The sequence below is a fragment of the Halomonas sp. 18071143 genome (assembly GCF_019211725.1).
Taxonomy (GTDB): Bacteria; Pseudomonadota; Gammaproteobacteria; order Pseudomonadales; family Halomonadaceae; genus Vreelandella; species Vreelandella stevensii.
Window position 1 is genome coordinate 1,236,928 of record NZ_CP078120.1, and the last position, 16,373, is coordinate 1,253,300.

The 16,373-nt window shown below is 61.8% G+C and carries 12 protein-coding genes; 8 read left to right on the top strand and 4 right to left on the bottom strand.

Annotated elements, in window-relative coordinates:
• The first annotated feature begins 88 nt into the window (after positions 1–88).
• From gshA to rsd, 3 genes are all read left to right on the top strand, one after another.
• Entirely contained in the window at positions 89–1,729 is a 1,641-nt protein-coding gene (gshA, locus tag KVY02_RS05790; RefSeq protein WP_081138230.1) for a glutamate--cysteine ligase, read from the top strand.
• Entirely contained in the window at positions 1,726–2,247 is a 522-nt protein-coding gene (locus KVY02_RS05795; protein WP_081138231.1) for a disulfide bond formation protein B, read from the top strand. Before gshA ends, KVY02_RS05795 begins: the two co-directional genes overlap by 4 nt.
• A gap of 115 nt (positions 2,248–2,362) precedes the next feature.
• Positions 2,363–2,851 (top strand): sigma D regulator, encoded by a 489-nt coding sequence (rsd, locus tag KVY02_RS05800; RefSeq protein ID WP_218314713.1) that lies wholly within the window; start codon positions 2,363–2,365, stop codon positions 2,849–2,851.
• Positions 2,852–4,667: 1,816 nt separating this feature from the next.
• Here rsd and KVY02_RS05805 read toward each other — a convergent pair.
• Entirely contained in the window at positions 4,668–7,751 is a 3,084-nt protein-coding gene (locus KVY02_RS05805) for an efflux RND transporter permease subunit (RefSeq protein WP_218314714.1), read from the bottom strand.
• Positions 7,735–8,826: an efflux RND transporter periplasmic adaptor subunit gene (locus KVY02_RS05810; RefSeq protein WP_016913320.1), complete on the bottom strand. Its 1,092-nt coding sequence runs from the start codon at positions 8,824–8,826 to the stop codon at positions 7,735–7,737. Before KVY02_RS05810 ends, KVY02_RS05805 begins: the two co-directional genes overlap by 17 nt.
• 201 nt (positions 8,827–9,027) lie before the next feature.
• Here KVY02_RS05810 and KVY02_RS05815 point away from each other — a divergent pair, with 201 nt between their 5' ends.
• The 3 genes from KVY02_RS05815 (at position 9,028) to KVY02_RS05825 (ending at position 10,816) form a co-directional block, all read left to right on the top strand.
• Positions 9,028–10,002 (top strand): malate dehydrogenase, encoded by a 975-nt coding sequence (locus KVY02_RS05815; RefSeq protein WP_016913321.1) that lies wholly within the window; start codon positions 9,028–9,030, stop codon positions 10,000–10,002.
• Between the two features lie 222 nt (positions 10,003–10,224).
• On the top strand, positions 10,225–10,458 hold the full coding sequence (locus KVY02_RS05820) for a hypothetical protein (RefSeq protein ID WP_081138235.1): 234 nt from the start codon (positions 10,225–10,227) through the stop codon (positions 10,456–10,458).
• Positions 10,448–10,816, top strand: coding sequence for a hypothetical protein (locus tag KVY02_RS05825; RefSeq protein ID WP_081138237.1), 369 nt, complete (start codon positions 10,448–10,450; stop codon positions 10,814–10,816). The genes KVY02_RS05820 and KVY02_RS05825 overlap by 11 nt, the downstream gene beginning before the upstream one ends.
• A 990-nt stretch (positions 10,817–11,806) precedes the next feature.
• Here KVY02_RS05825 and KVY02_RS05830 read toward each other — a convergent pair.
• A complete protein-coding gene (locus tag KVY02_RS05830; protein WP_218314715.1) occupies positions 11,807–12,463 on the bottom strand; it encodes a histidinol-phosphatase in 657 nt (218 codons plus the stop codon).
• A 166-nt stretch (positions 12,464–12,629) separates the two neighbouring features.
• On the opposite strand from KVY02_RS05830, the gene KVY02_RS05835 reads away from it, so the two are divergent.
• The gene (locus KVY02_RS05835; protein WP_039183147.1) at positions 12,630–13,124 is read left to right on the top strand and encodes an RNA pyrophosphohydrolase; all 495 of its coding nucleotides are present in this window, start codon (positions 12,630–12,632) and stop codon (positions 13,122–13,124) included.
• An 86-nt stretch (positions 13,125–13,210) separates the two neighbouring features.
• Positions 13,211–15,472, top strand: coding sequence for a phosphoenolpyruvate--protein phosphotransferase (ptsP, locus tag KVY02_RS05840; protein WP_218314716.1), 2,262 nt, complete (start codon positions 13,211–13,213; stop codon positions 15,470–15,472).
• Here ptsP and KVY02_RS05845 read toward each other — a convergent pair.
• Positions 15,469–16,242, bottom strand: coding sequence for an NRDE family protein (locus tag KVY02_RS05845; RefSeq protein WP_218314718.1), 774 nt, complete (start codon positions 16,240–16,242; stop codon positions 15,469–15,471). The genes ptsP and KVY02_RS05845 overlap by 4 nt on opposite strands.
• Positions 16,243–16,373 lie beyond the last annotated feature (131 nt).

Sequence of the window (16,373 nt, forward strand, 5' to 3'; positions counted from 1 at the left end):
CTATCAGGTAGGATACAGCTCATGGTCACGCCCGCCGGTTTCCACAAGGCCTGCGTCATGCAGGCCTTATCAACAAGGAGTGTTCACCTTGTCTGAACCACTCACGGTGCCTACGTCGCTGACCGCTCAGGTCGAGCGCCTGCTCCCCAGCGCCCGTCTGGGTCGTTTGGGGCGGCTGCGTCGCGGGCTAGAAAAAGAGGGGCTGAGGGTCGATGCGCAGGGCCATATCGCACAGACCCCACACCCCCAGGCGCTGGGCTCCAAGCTGACCCACCCGCACATCACTACCGACTACTCCGAAGCGCTGCTGGAGTACATCACCCCGGTGTATTCGGAACCCAGGGAGGCGCTGGCCTTCCTGTCCGATCTGCATACCTTTACCTACCATCATCTCGATAACGAGTGGATCTGGCCTGGCAGCATGCCTTCTCGGCTCTCCGGTAACGACAGCGTGCCGATTGCCGACTACGGCAGCTCCAACGTGGGCACCATGAAGCACGTTTACCGCAAAGGGCTGGACGTGCGCTACGGGCGGATCATGCAAGCCATTGCCGGTGTGCACTACAACGTCTCACTGCCTGAAGACATGTGGTACGCCCTGCGCGAGATGGAAAAAGCCACCCACGTACCGTTCAACGACTACCGTTCGACGCGCTACTTTGGCTTGATTCGTCACTTCCGTCGCCATAGCTGGCTGCTGCTCTATCTGTTTGGTGCGTCTCCCGCCGTGGACAAGAGCTTCCTGCCCAATGGGCAAGTGCCGAGCAAGCTGCAGCCGCTCGGTGACGATACTTATATCGCCCCCTACGCTACCACGCTGCGCATGTCCGACCTGGGGTATCAGAACAAGGTCCAGTCGCAGCTGAAAATCTGCTTCAACTCGCTCTCCAACTACGTCAACACTCTGCGCCATGCGATTTCCACACCGTGGCCCGATTATGAAGCGCTGGGCGTTCGGCAAGGCGATGAGTGGCAGCAGCTCAATGCCAATATCCTGCAGATCGAGAACGAGTACTACAGCGATATTCGCCCCAAACGCGTGGCTCGGCACAACGAAACCCCGAGCCAGGCACTCGAAGCTCGTGGCGTCGAGTACATCGAAGTGCGCTGTCTGGACCTCAACCCCTTCGATCCGTTGGGCGTCACGGAAGTGCAGATGCGCTTCGTCGACACCTTCCTGATGTGGTGTCTGCTCAGCGACAGCCCCTGGATTTCCGATGAAGAGTGTGACCGCCTGGATGACAACCGTCGCCTGGTGGTGGAGCGTGGGCGTGACCCCGAGCTGCGTCTCGTGCGTCAAGGGGAATCGGTGACGCTACCCGAGTGGGGCGAGCAAATCTTCGCGGAAATGGCCGAGGTCGCTCGGCTGCTGGACGCCGTGGAAGACGACGCCCCCCATGCGGCCGCACTGGCAGAACTGCAGCCACGCTTGCGACAGCCTGAATTGACGCCCTCTGCGCAACTGCTGGATAAACTGCAATCAGGCAATGGCTCGCTCAGCAAAATGCTGCTGGGTATAGCTCAGGAGCAGGCGGATGCCTTGAAGAGCACTCCCATGCTGCGCTCACGGGAAGCACTGCTGGCACAGCTCATCGACACCTCGCACCAGCAGCAGCGCGATATCGAAGCGGCAGATCACGAAAGCTTCAGCACCTTCCTGGAAAACTACTTCACCAAGGCGCGTGAATCGCGAGCACTATCGGCCATTACACCTGAGGATGGGCAATGACCTCATCCGCTATTCGTCCGGTCGCGCTACTCGGCGTCGCCTTTTGTATCCTGATGATGGCCGTGGCGTTAGGACTGGAGCACATTGGCGGGCTGGAGCCTTGCCCGCTGTGTGTTTTCCAGCGCGTCGCGGTCATCGCCGCTGGGCTGGTGCTGGCCGTGGCTGCCATTCATAACCCCCGCGGCCGTTTCGGCAAGGGGTTATATGGCGTGCTCAGCCTGGCGGCGGTAGGTATCGGGGCATTCATTGCCGGCCGCCATGTCTGGCTGCAGGGCCTGCCCGAAGATGAGGTGCCCAGCTGTGGCCCAGGGCTGGACTATATGATGGATATTCTGCCCATGCAGGAAGTCGTGGCCATGGTGCTCACCGGCTCAGGCGAGTGCGCGGAAATCGATTTCATGCTGCTGGGGCTGTCGCTGCCTGGCTGGACACTGGTCGGGTTCGTCATTCTCGCCCTGGTGCCGTTACGTATGTTATGGCTGGCCGTGACAGGGCAGGGTACGTTAGCCAAGCGTTGATTATTCAAGGCACACTCGGCAGTATCAAGGAAATCGTGTCCGTCTGCATTGACAGGGCTAGAAGGAACAGCGAGTCTAGCCCTGATGAAGGCGGCTATCAGCAAGGAGAAGCCCCATGCTCGAAGATTGCAAAAATGCCCTGGAGCGCTGGGGGGGCGTACACAGCCTGATCGACCGCTGGCTGGATCAACGGCGCGCACTACTGGTCAGCTTCATTGAGCTCAAGGAAGCCTGTGATGCCGAGCTCGAAGCCGTTAGCAAGGCGCGCATCGACACCTTCAGCGAGCTGCTGATGGATTACATCAGCGCGGGTCACTTCGAGATCTACCCCCAGTTGGCCGAAGAAGCCAAGGCCTTCGAAGATGAAGGAGCCCTGCAAATCGCGGCCCTGTTGCTGGAAAGGCTCGAAATGTCCACCGCCATGGTGCTGGAGTTCGACGAAGACTTCGCCAGCCCGGTACGCTGCCAGCAAAACCTGGCCCGGCTGCCCGCCTGGATCGACCGACTCGCCAAAGGGCTCACCGAACGCTTCGCCCTGGAAGACCAGCTCATCGCACGCCTCCACGCAGCCCACAGCCCCCAACAGATCAAATCTCCCGCTTAATGCCGCGCCCCCTGTAGCGCGGCGTAACGAAAGAGCGAGAGCAACGAGCGATAAAGGCACCCACGGAGGGCGGCGCCAGCCGCCCCGATAGCGCCACCGAACCACAAACGTGCCCTCGCAACACAAAACGCCACCGCCACCCGCCGCGCCCTCATCGGCAACGCTCTGCGCGTTGCTTCGCGGGTGCGCTCCGCTTACGCCGCGCTACGGTATGTCGCCCACACCAACCCCAATACGTCACCACGGCAAATCGCGGCACCCCCGTAGCGCGGCGTAACGAAAGAGCGAGAGCAACGAGCGAAAGAGGCACCCGCGGAGGGCGGCGCCAGCCGCCCCGATAGCGCCACCGAACCACAAACGTGCCCTCGAAACACAAAACGGCACCGCCACCCCCGGTGCCCTCATCGGCAACGCTCTCGCGTTGCTTCGCGGGTGCGCTCCGCTTACGCCGCGCTACGGTATGTAGCCCACATCCAGCCCAAGGCGTTACCACGGTAAATCGAGCCACACCAACCCCAATACGTCACCACGGCAAATCGAGGCACACCCGTAGCGCGGCGTAACGAAAGAGCGAGAGCAACGAGCGAAAGAGGCACCCGCGGAGGGCGGCGCCAGCCGCCCTGATAGCGTCACCGAACCACAAACGTGCCCTTGAAACACAAAGCGCCATCGCCACCCCCGGTGCCCTCATCGGCAACGCTCTGCGCGTTGCTTCGCGGGTGCGCTCCGCTTACGCCGCGCTACGGGTACATCGCCAACATTGGGTATGGGGGCACGGGCACGGATACCCCCGTAGCGCGGCGTAACGAAAGAGCGAGAGCAACGAGCGAAAGAGGCACCCGCGGAGGGCGGCGCCAGCCGCCCTGATAGCGTCACCGAACCACAAACGTGCCCTTGAAACACAAAGCGCCATCGCCACCCCCGGTGCCCTCATCGGCAACGCTCTGCGCGTTGCTTCGCGGGTGCGCTCCGCTTACGCCGCGCTACGGGTACATCGCCAACATTGGGTATGGGGGCACGGGCACGGATACCCCCGTAGCGCGGCGTAACGAAAGAGCGAGAGCAACGAGCGAAAGAGGCACCCGCGAAGGTGGCGCTAGCCGCCTTGATAGCGTCACCGAACCACAAACGTGCCCTCGAATCACAAAACGCCACCGCCACCCCCGGCGCCCCAATCGGCAACGCTCTCCACGTTGCTTCGCGGGTGCGCTCCGCTTACGCCGCGCTACGGTATGCGCCCGCATCGACCCAAGGCGTTACCACGGCAAATCGAGGCACACCCGTAGCGCGGCGTAACGAAAGAGCGAGAGCAACGAGCGAAAGAGGCACCCACGGAGGCGGCGCTAGCCGCCTTGATAGCGTCACCGAACCACAAACGTGCCCTCGAAACACAAAACGCCACCGCCACTCCCGGTGCCCTCATCGGCAACGCTCTCGCGTTGCTTCGCGGGTGCGCTCCGCTTACGCCGCGCTACGGTATGTCGCCCACATCCAGCCCAAGGCGTTACCACGGCAAATCGAGCCACACCAACCCCAATACGTCACCACGGCAAATCGCGGCACACCCGTAGCGCGGCGTAACGATTGAGCGAGAGCAACGAGCGAAAGAGGCACCCGCGGAGGCGGCGCCAGCCGCCCTGATAGCGTCACCGAACCACAAACGTGCCCTCGAAACACAAAACGGCACCGCCACCCCCCGCGCCCCCATCGGCAACGCTCTCCGCGTTGCTTCGCGGGTGCGCTCCGCTTACGCCGCGCTACGGGTGTGGCGGCAACGATGCAAATGGGGTTGCCTGTAGCGGGGTGGGGCGGCGTTTCATCCCTGATCTTTCTCCCGCCGTAAGCGGCCGCCGATCACCAGCATGCAGGGGGTGAGCAGCAGGGTGAGGAAGGTGGCGAACGTCAACCCGCCGGCGATGGCGCTGGACATTTGTGTCCACCACTGGGCGGAGGGGGCGTTGAACCCCAGCGCGGGGGCGAAGAGGTTGACGTTGACTCCCAGTACCATGGGCATCAGCCCCAGCACGGTGGTGATGGCGGTCAGCAGGACGGGGCGCAGGCGTAGGCAGCCTGCCTCCAGGGCAGCTTGCGCAGGCGACATGCCGTCGCGGCGCAGCTCGTTGTAAGTGTCGATCAGGACGATATTATTGTTGACCACGATGCCCGCCAGCGCGATCACCCCCATGCCCACCATGACGATGCCAAAGGCCTGGCCGGTGATCAGCAGGCCCATGAGTACGCCCGCCGTGGAGAACACGATGGCGGACAACACCAGCGCGGCCTGGTAGTAGCTGTTGAACTGGGTCACCAGAATCAGCGCCATCAGGCCCACCGCAATCAGGAAGGCGCTGATCAGAAACTGCATCGACTCCTGCTGATCCTCCTGCTCGCCAGCCACATTGACCATCAGGCCATCCGGCAGTTGGTCTTGGCCAGCGGTCAGCAGGGCTCTCAGGCGCTCATCGGCCAGGTAGCCGGGCGCCAGATCCGCTTCCAACGTAATCGCGCGGCGGCCATCGATGCGGTTCAATGTCCCCACCTTGGGCGCCGGGGCGATCTCCACGAAATGAGAAATCGGCACCTGCCCACGGGAGGTGTTGATAGTGAGCCGCTCCAGTTGGTCCAGCGTGCGCCAGTGTTCCGGAAGGCGTACGCGAATATCGACCTCGTCGCTCACCGTGGGTGGGCGGTAGCTGGCCACCTGCAGGCCGGTGGTGAGCAGTTGAACCGCGCTGCCAATGGTGGTGATGTCGGTGCCCATGCGGGCGGCGGCCTCACGGTCCACGGTGATCTGCCACTCCACCCCTGGCAGGCTGCGGTTGTCCTGAATATCCACGAATCCGCCCAGTTCGCGCATCAACCGGGTGAGCTGATCGACCCCCGCATCGGCAACGTCCGGGTCCGTGGCGCTGACTTCCAGCACGATGGGTTTGCCGCCGCCGGGGCCCATTTCCTGCTCGCGGAATTCCAGGGTGATCCCCGGAATATCTGACGTGCGTTCGGCCATGTCCGCCAGAATGGTGCGTGCCGGACGGCGCTGATACCAATCAATGAACTGAAACTGCAGCATGCCGACCACGTCGCTGCCCATCTGCTGGTCGGGCACTGCAAAAGAGCGTGCGTAGAGAGCCTCCACTTCACCCAGGCCGCCCAGGCGCTGCTCCACGCGGCGCAAAATGGCATCGGTTTCCTGAGCGGAAAAATCGCCCCGGGCGCGCACCAGCACCTGGGCGCTATCGGGTTCGACATTGGGGAAGAAATCCACGCCGTGGTTGAACCGCGCATAGCCGGTATACAGCAGCGCGATCAGCAGCAGGGCGAAGGCCAGCACCCAGCCGGGGTAGCGCAGCAATCGGCTCAGCAAATGGCGGTAGCCTCGGCCCATCGCAGTGCTTTCATCCAGGGGGCCAGTGCCTGCACCGCTGGCCTTGGCGGTACGGGTAAACAGCCGCCCAAGCGTGGGCAGGAAGATGAGTGCCATGACCAGCGAGGCCAGCAGGCACAGAATCACCGTGGCGGGCAGGTACTTCATGAACTGGCCGACGACGCCGGGCCAGAACAGTAGCGGTAGAAACACCGCCAATGTGGTTGCCGTGGAGGCAATCACCGGCCAGCTCATCCGCGACGCGGCGTTCAGCCACGCCTGATGAGCCGTCTGCCCCTCGTGCAGATGGCGGTCGGCGAGCTCGCTGACCACGATGGCACCGTCCACCAGCATGCCCGCTACCAGAATCAGCGCAAACAGCACCACGATGTTGAGAGTAAAGCCAAAGGCCCAGACCAGCAGAATGCCGGTCAGGAAAGCCCCCGGAATGGTCAGTCCGACCAGCAGCGCCATGCGCCAGCCCATCACGGCGACCACCACGATCAGCACCAGCACCACGGCGGTCAGCACGTTGTTGAGCAGCTCGGAGAGCATGTTCTGCACGGTGACCGACTCATCCATGATCGTGGTCACCCGCAGCTGCTCGGGTAACAGCGTTTGCGCCTCCGCAAAGCGGTCCCGCACGGCGTCGATGGTGGCGATGATGTTGGCCCCGGCGCGTTTGGAGATTTCCAGCACCACGGCAGGCTGGCCGTCGATACGCGCAAAGCCTTCGGGCTCTTTGTAGGTGGGGTGAATCCAGGCCACGTCACCGAACGTGACCACTTGCTCGCCCTCTACTTTCACGGGCATGTTCATCACGTCTTCCAGGGCGGCGATGATGCCGGGCACCTTCAGCGCCAGCCTGCCTGCGCCAGTATCCAGGCTGCCGGCGGCCACCAGCCGATTGTTGCGCGAGACCTGGTTGAACAAGGCATCGAAATCGACCCCGTAACTCTCCAGCACCAGCGGGTCCACAACGATTTCCAGCAGGTCTTCACGGTCACCGGCAATGTCCACCTCCAGCACGTCGGCAATGCCTTCGATCTCCTCCTTCAGGCGGCGGGCGATGGCAATGCGTTCGCGGGTGTCCAGCTCTCCTGAAAGGCCGATGCTCAAGACCGGGAACTCCGAGACGTTGACCTCCATGACCCTCGGTTCGTCGGCTTCGGTGGGCAGGCTGCTACGCGCAATGTCTACCCGTTCTCGCACGTCGGAAAGCGCGGTGTCCGGGTCGAAGCCCGGGTCGAACTCCAGCGTGACGGAGCCATGCCCCTCGCTGGACTGCGCCGTGAACTTGCGCAGTCCGGCAATGCCCCGCAGCTCCTGTTCCATCGGGCGAATCAGCAGCCGTTCGCCATCTTCCGGGCTGACCCCCTCCAGCGAGAGCGAGACATAAATGATCGGGATGGTGACGTCCGGGTTGGCTTCCTTGGGGATCACCTGCCAGGCCGTGAGCCCAGCCAGCAGCAGCCCGACCAGTAGCAGCAGGGTGGTGCGCGTATGGGTCAGCGCCGCATTAATGAGTGAGCGCATTTCCACCTTCCTGGGCAGGCACGGGAGTCACTTCCTCGCCGGGGCTCACAAGTCCAGCCCCCAGTGTAATCAGCGTGACCGGGTCGGGCAGGCCGCTGACATAGGCGCGCTGGGTGTCGGCACTGACCAGCTCCACGGCAGACTGCACCACGCGGTTTTCGGCGTCCAGATGTCGAATGGCCAACTGGCCCCGCTCATCCAGGTTGAACAGCGCAGGGGAAAGCGTATGCACGGCGCGAGGGGGCAGGGTGATGGTCAGCTCGGCGCTGCCGCCTGCCAGCCGCTGGCGTTCGGGATTGTCGAGGATGACTTCCACGTAAAACGTCCGGGTCGCCTCATCGGCGCGGCGGCTGATATAACTCACTTCGCCCGTCAGCTCGCCGCCATTCAACAGGCGGGCCGCCACCGGCAGCCCTTCACTCAGAGCGCCGACCTGCTGCTGGGACACCCAGGCCTCTCCTTTCAGGTGACGGTCATCGACCAGGCGAGCCCACTCTTCTCCGGGTTGCAGCAGGTCACCCATTTCCACCTGTACTCGGTCCAGCACGCCTTCGAACGGAGCGCTGGGGCGGGTATCGCGTAGCTGCTTCTCCAGTTGAGCCACCTGGGCCGCGCTGGCGCTGAGAGCGCTTTGCAAGCGCAGCAGCTCAGGCTGGGAGATCAGCTCGCGACGACGCAGGTTCTGGGCCCCCGCGTACTCCGCCTGCGCCAAGGCCAGCTCGTCGCGTGCCTGTTGCAGGCGCTCCGGCAGGGCTTCGCTTTCCAGTATCAGCAGCGTCTCGCCCGGTTGAACGTGTTCGCCCTGAGAGACGGGTGTTTCCGCCACCAGCCCGGCTACGTTGGCGCGTAACACCGCCTCGCGCGCTGCCGCCAGCTGGCCTTGAACCACCACCTGAGGAATGTAGAGCGTGCTGGGTTGGGTCGATACCTCTACCCGCGTCAGAGATTCGCCGTGGGTGTCGTGGTTTTCGGCAGGCGTCGACTGAAAACGCTGAAAGTCGCCCAGGGCAAGCCATACCACCAGGGCCAGCACCAGCAGGCTAGCCAGTGCATAAGAGGGGGGGATTCTTCGCATGGGGAGTCACTGTTCCAAATAAAGAGGGGCTCGCAACCCGAGACACCATAGCGCAAGTGCTGCCGGTCAGCGAGTACCAGGCCGCCGTGCGAATGGGTAGTAGTCTCAAGTCTGATTGAGTTTTTGAGCGTGTGGGCATAACATCGGTGCGCGAATCTTTACCGGGCGAACCTTCACTAGGCGAACCATCAAGGAGCAATGATGAAAGATCCAGTACGTATTGCGATTACCGGCGGTGCCGGCCAGATCAGCTACTCTCTTATTTTCCGCATTGCCGCTGGCGACATGCTGGGGCCGGATCAGCCTGTCATTCTCCAGCTTCTCGAAATTCCTCAGGCCATGGATGCGCTCAACGGCGTAGTCATGGAAGTGAACGACTGTGCGTTCCCGCTGGTGCAAGATATCGTCGCCACCGACGACCCCAACGTGGCGTTCAAGGATGCCGACTTCGCTCTGCTGGTAGGTGCTCGTCCGCGTGGCCCCGGCATGGAGCGTAAAGACCTGCTGGAAGCCAACGCCGCTATCTTCTCCGTACAAGGTAAAGCGCTGAACGACCACGCCAGCCGTGATGTGAAAGTGCTGGTCGTCGGCAACCCGGCCAACACCAACGCGCTGATTGCCTCCTGCAACGCGCCGGACCTGGACGCTGGCCAGTTCACCGCCATGACCCGTCTGGACCACAACCGCGCCCTGACGCAGCTGGCACAGAAGACCGGCAAGCACGTCACCGACGTCGAAAACATGATCATCTGGGGCAACCACAGTGCCACCCAGTACCCGGACCTGGCCCAGTGCAAGGTAGACGGCAAAGCCGCTTTCGATCTGGTCGAGCGCGACTGGTACGAAAACGACTTCATCCCGACCGTACAGCAGCGCGGCGCTGCCATCATCAAGGCGCGCGGCGCCTCGTCTGCCGCCTCTGCTGCGTCTTCCGCCATCGATCACATGCGTGATTGGGCGCTGGGCTGCGACGGTATCGTCAGCATGGCCATCCCCTCCGACGGCAGCTACGGCATCGCCGAAGGCATCATCTACTCCTACCCGGTGCGCTGCCAGGGTGGCAAGTACGAAATCGTACAAGGTTTCGAACTCGATGCGTTCAGCAAAGAGAAGATGCAAGCCACGGAAAAAGAACTGCGCGAAGAGCGCGCTGCCGTCGAGCACCTGCTCGGCTAAGTACGCCGTTTGGCACCCGCCAACCGCACCCACCCCGCAAGTTATGCTTGCGGGGTTTTTTTATGGGCATGGGATGCTGCAAAAGTATGCCCCTTCAATAGGGTCGTCGTCGCGAGTCACCGAGCGACTCGAATTTTTGAGCAAAAGCGTGTCAAATGTAGAGGGTATAGAAAAAATATTGGAGTACCGGGTTGCTCATCAGCAGCGCTTGAGGAGAAGAGTATGCAGGCGATTGAATTCGAAACAGATATTCAAGACGGTATGGTTAAAATTCCAGACGAATACGCAGAGCTGAGAAACAGGCATGCCCGGATCGTGGTGCTGTACGAAAACAGCACATCAGCGCCGAGCGAGCCCGAGGCGTCATCCGGTCTTGATTTCTCGTCTGTAAAAGCGCCCACGCTGACAGCGCAGGAAGGGCTCGAGTATCAACGGAGCATGCGGGATGAGTGGTGATTATCTGCTCGACACGAATGTTTTTATTAACGCGATCAAGCGACAGCTATGCCTCCCGCCTGCTCATTACGCTTATTCCGTGATCACTGAGCTCGAACTGTTGGGATTCCCGGGGCTACCCTTGCAAGAAGAGCAGGCTATTTCAGCTTTATTAGCCAATCTGACACGCGTCGAACTCAACCATCTAGTCAAACAGGAGACGATCAATACACGTCGTCATACGCTGATGAAATTACCTGACAGCATCATTTCTGCATCTGCCACCGTTACCCAAGCCACATTAGTCACAGACGATGCCACACTGGCCGCTAGGCACCAGGGCAAAGCGATATCGTTGAATATGCTCTTGCGTTCTTGATAGTCCACATCGTTCCAGACAGAGACTCGTTACGCCGCGCTACGGGGGTGCCTCGATTTGCCGTGGTGACGTATTGGGGTTGGTGTTGGCGATGTGGTCGGGGTGGTTTATGCGTTGGTGTAATGTTGGCGGCATACCGTAGCGCGGCGTAAGCGGAGCGCACCCGCGAAGCAACGTGGAGAGCGTTGCCGATGGGGGCGCGGGGGGGTGGCGGTGGTGTTTTGTGATTCGAGGGCGCGTTTGGTTCGGTGGTGCCATCGGGGCGGCTGGCGCCGCCTTCGCGCCGGGCCGCCGCTGCGGGTGCCTCTTTCGCTCGTTGCTCTCGCTCAATCGTTACGCCGCGCTACGGGTGTGCCTCGATTTGCCGTGGTGACGTATTCGGGTTGGTGTTGGCGATGTGATCGGGGTGGTTTATACGTTGGGGTGATGTGGGCGCATACCGTAGCGCGGCGTAAGCGGAGCGCACCCGCGAAGCAACGCGAGAGCGTTGCCGATGAGGGCGACGAGGGTGGCGGAGGCATATTGTCGTTCGGTGGCTTCATCTCTGTGGGAGGCCAATTTCATTGGGCGACTGCCTGAATAGGCTGGGAGCCTGAATCATCGCGGGCTGAAGCCCCCGCCCACGCACCATTACAGCAACGCGGAGAGCGTTGCCGATGGGGGCATGGTGGGTGGCGGTGGCGTTTTGCGGTTCGAGAGCGTGTTGAAGTCGGTGGCTTCATCGGGGCGGCTGGTGCCGCCTTCGCGCCGGGCCGCCGCTGCGGGTGCCTCTTTCGCTCGTTGCTCTCGCTCAATCGTTACGCCGCGCTACGGGGGGGCCTCGATTTGCCGTGGTGACGTATTAGGGTTGATGATGTGGGCGGCATACCGTAGCGCGGCGCAAGCGGAGCGCACCCGCGAAGCACCCCGATAGGGGTGCCGGTGGTGGCAATGGCTTGGTACACATGACGATAGGGTTGTCGCCACACCATTCAATGCGAGACGCTTACCTCAATCCCGTAAGCTCATGATGCGCCAATGGCGCGCCTCGGCCACTTGGCGCAGGGTATCGTCAGGGTCTACGGCAACGGGGTTGTCGACCACTTCCAGCAGCGGCAGGTCGTTGTGTGAGTCGCTGTAGAACCACGCACCATCGAGGGTGCAGTCCTGGTCTTCCAACCATGCTTCCAAACGTGTGACTTTGCCTTCTCGGAAGCTGGGCACCCCGGCCACGCGTCCGGTATAGCGGCCATCGACCATTTCGGGGTCGACGGCAATCAGATCATCCACGCCCAGCCGCTTGGCAATTGGGCCGGTGATGAAACGGTTGGTGGCCGTAATGATCAGCAGCGTATCGCCCTTGGTGCGGTGGCGGGCCAGCAGCTCTTCGGCCTTGGGCAGAATATGCGGCTCGATCTTGCTAATCATAAACTGTTGGTGCCAGGCAGCAAGCTGTTCCGGGCTGTTGTCAGCCAAGGGTTTCAGCGCCAGCGCCAGAAACGCCATCATGTCCAGCGTACCGGCGTTGTAATCGGCCAGGAAGCGCTCGTTGGCCTCGCGGTAGGCCACTGGGTCCACCGCCCCTTGTTCTACCAGGAACTCCCCCCAGGCATGATCGCTATCGATGGATAGCAGCGTATTATCCAGGTCGAAAATGGCCAGACTCACGGCGCTCCCCTTGGTGGTTGATGTTGGTGAGATGTGCGCGGCACAAAGCGCCGGATTATCGCAGAGTCGCCTGGCTTTCACCACTTGGCGTTATCAAATTGTATTGATACGGTTGACTCCCTTGTGGAAAAATGGGGACAACTGAAAATTTATGAAGGTGATGTCCGTGATCGACGCTGACGGCTTTCGCCCCAATGTTGGCATCATTATTGCCAATAGCCAGGGGCAACTGCTTTGGGCGCGTCGTGTAGGACAAAATGCGTGGCAATTCCCCCAGGGAGGCATCAAGGCAAGCGAGACTCCACAACAAGCACTTTTTCGTGAGCTTCACGAAGAAATCGGCCTGACCGCCGACGATGTTGATATTGTCGCCTGCACCCGGGGCTGGCTGCGCTACCGTCTGCCACGACGCATGATTCGTACCCACTCAAGGCCAGTCTGCATCGGCCAAAAACAGAAGTGGTTTTTACTGCAAATTCGCTGCCAGGAAAACCGGATTTGCATGACGGCGACACCCAAGCCGGAGTTCGACGGTTGGCGATGGGTGAGCTACTGGTACCCGCTGGGTCAAGTGGTGCCCTTTAAAAGAGAGGTTTATCGACGCGCGTTACGAGAGCTGTCTCCCCGCGTTCAACGGTTGGCACAAGATAATGAAGGATGACGTGCGCGTCACTGCTGGAAGTCGGCAGTGGGCTATAGCCGGACACTTCCTCAGCGAGGCAAACAACAGTGAATAGTAAAACGTCGATGCTTGAGGTGCTACGACGCGTGATTCAGGAAGTGAATGGCGCGCGCAACCTCGATGCCGCGCTGTCCACCATGGTACGTCGCATCCGTAAAGCCATGCAGACGGATGTCTGCTCGTTCTATCTTTACGATAAAGAGCTGGAGTCACTGGTGCTGATGGAAACCATCGGCCTGCGCACCCAGGCCGTGGGGCGAGTCATTCTGCCGCTGGGCGAAGGCCTGGTGGGATTGGTAGCCAAGCGCAGTGAACCTCTCAACCTGGAAGATGCGCAGTCGCACTCGCACTTCCGCTATTTCGAGGCTACCGGAGAAGAGCGCTACTGCAGCTTTCTCGGCGTGCCGATCATCCACCAGCGTCACATGCTGGGTGTGCTGGTAGTGCAGCAGGCGGAAAAACGCCGCTACGATGACGAAGATGAAGCCTTTCTGGTCACCATGGCAGCCCAGTTGGCCGGCGTGCTGGCCCATGCCCTGGCCACGGGCCATCTGACCCGCCCTGCGCTGCCCGGCGGCCAAGCCATGTTCAAGGGCGTGGCCGCTTCGCCCGGGATGGCCATGGGCGAGGCCGTGGTCATTACTCCGCCCGCTGACCTCAACAGCGTGCCAGACCTGATTCCCAGCGATCAGGAGTACGAAATCGCCCGTCTCAAGGAAGCCATCGGCAAGACCCGCGACGAGATCCGCGCGGCGGCCGAGCGGCTGGTCAACCGTATCTCGTCTCAGGAACTGGCGCTGTTCGATGTCTACCAGCAGATGCTGGGCGAAGCGGCGCTCTCTGAGGAGGTCGAAAAACGCATCCGTGAAGGGCAGTGGGCGCCGGGGGCGTTGGCCGATGTGGTGCGCCGTCACGTGCAATACCTGGAGCGGGTCGATGACGACTACCTGCGTGAACGGGCGGCGGATATTCGCGACCTGGGCCGTCGTGTGCTGGCGCATCTTCAGGAAGATACGCCCGCCACCCCGGAAATCTACCCGGACGACGCCATTCTGGTGGGCGATGAAATCAGCGTGGCGATGTTGGGCGAAGTGCCCCGCGACAAGCTCAAGGGGCTGGTCTCGGTGCGCGGCTCCAGCACCTCGCATGTGGCCATCGTCGCCCGTGCCATGGGTATCCCCACCGTGCTGGGCATGATGGATTTGCCGCTGCCCCGCCTGAACGGCGCGCCTGTGGTGCTGGATGGCCACCGTGGGCGGCTGTTCGTGCGGCCCATGGCGGAGCTCAAGGCTCGCTACGCTAGCCTGATTGCCGAAGAGAAAGTGCTCAGTGAGGTGTTGGCCCACGAGCAGGACCTGCCCAGCGAAACCCCGGATGGCCACGGCATCCCGCTGATGGTGAACACCGGCCTGGCGGTGGATGCGTCTGCCATGCTGAAAAGCCGGATTGGTGGGGTAGGGCTCTATCGCACCGAAGTACCGTTCATGATCACCGAGCGCTTTCCCGGCGAAAAAGAGCAGATGCGCATGTACCGCGAGCAGTTGGCAGGCTTTGCGCCGCTGCCGGTGGTCATGCGCACGCTGGATATCGGCGGCGACAAGGATTTGCCCTACTTCCCCATCGAAGAGGCCAACCCCTTTTTGGGCTGGCGCGGCATGCGCGTCACCCTCGACCATCCTGAAGTGCTGATGGTGCAACTGCGCGCCATGCTCAAGGCCTCTCAGGATCTGAACAATCTCCACGTTCTGTTCCCGATGATTACCAACGTCGAAGAGGTGGATGAAGCCATTCGCTTGCTCGACCGTGCCATCATCGAGCTGGGCGAAGAGGGCATCCAGGTGGAGCGGCCCAGCGTGGGGGTCATGATCGAAGTGCCCGCCACCATCTATCAGATGGATGCGCTGGCCAAGCGGGTGGACTTCTTCTCGGTGGGCAGTAACGATCTCACCCAGTACCTGCTGGCGGTGGACCGCAACAACGCACGGGTATCCAGCCTCTACGATGCGCTGCACCCAGCGCTGCTGGGCGCGCTGGTCGAGCTGTCTCAGGATGCCCGGCGGCTGAACAAACCCATTTCGCTGTGTGGCGAGCTGGCCGGGGACCCGGCAGGGGCGCTGCTGCTGATGGCCATGGGCTTCAATAGCCTCTCCATGAATGCTCCCAGCCTGCCCAAGGTGCGAGCAGCCATTCGGCGTGTCACCCTGGCTGATGCGCAAACGCTGCTCAAGGAGATCATGCAGCTGGATACGCCTTCCCAGGTGCATGCCCATCTCAACCAGCGCTTCGACGAGTGGCAGCTTTCCCACCTGCTTCCCCCCAGGGATTAATACCCCTTGTAAGCGGGCGTTGCCAACGTGGTCTCACCCAGAAACCGACCGAGGGGCCCAAAACGCTGCTCGGTCAAGGTGACGCTCCCTGCGTGGCTCAATGAGAGCCACGTAGTGGCTCGTGTGCCGTAGGTCTCGCCCACGATGAACGCCGCAGAGAGCTGACGCTCCAGTATCAGCCCCACGCCGGTATCGGGTAGCGCCGCGTCATCGGCAAGGCGGGCATCGTGAAGCGCCTGGCGGGTGGCCTGACGCCAGTGGCCCGCTTCATGCTGGCGTAGGGCATGGCGCACCGCCTGGAGCTTGGGCCATGCGGTGTTCAGACTGGCATTCGATAACCCGTGAACCCCCTCGGCCACTTCGTTCAGCGTCACGCCGTTGCGCCCCCGGTGCAGGTGCCAGCAGTGGGTGGGCGTCGCCACCAGCAGGTTGAACCCGGCATAGCGGGCTGCGCCGTGCTCGGCCATGTCCCTTAACCACTGGGCAGGGTCGCTACTGGTGAGTGCGTTGGCCACCAGTTCGCCCCGGCTGGGCGGGTGAGCGGGGGCCAACAACCGGGTGTCGCGCACGTTGGTCAATGCGGCTACCATTCCTTGCCGGTTGGCCGCCAGCCAGGTGCCACCTGCCTCCAGGTCACGGCCTCCCAACAGCGGTTTGTCACCCCAGTGGCCCAGTGGTGCCGTGGGACGGGCATGAAATTCATCCCGATTACCGGCCAGACGCAGCGGGAAACGACTCCCTGGGCGCCATGAAAAAGTGATCAAGCACATAAACGACCCCTGTTGGTCACGAAATCCGACTCCTTGCAGTGTGCTGCATGACAGCATCCAAGAGTGGACGTACACTTAGCTTAAAAGCTAAAGCAATAAGGCGGTTCACCTGCCGCGACAGAGCCTCATAT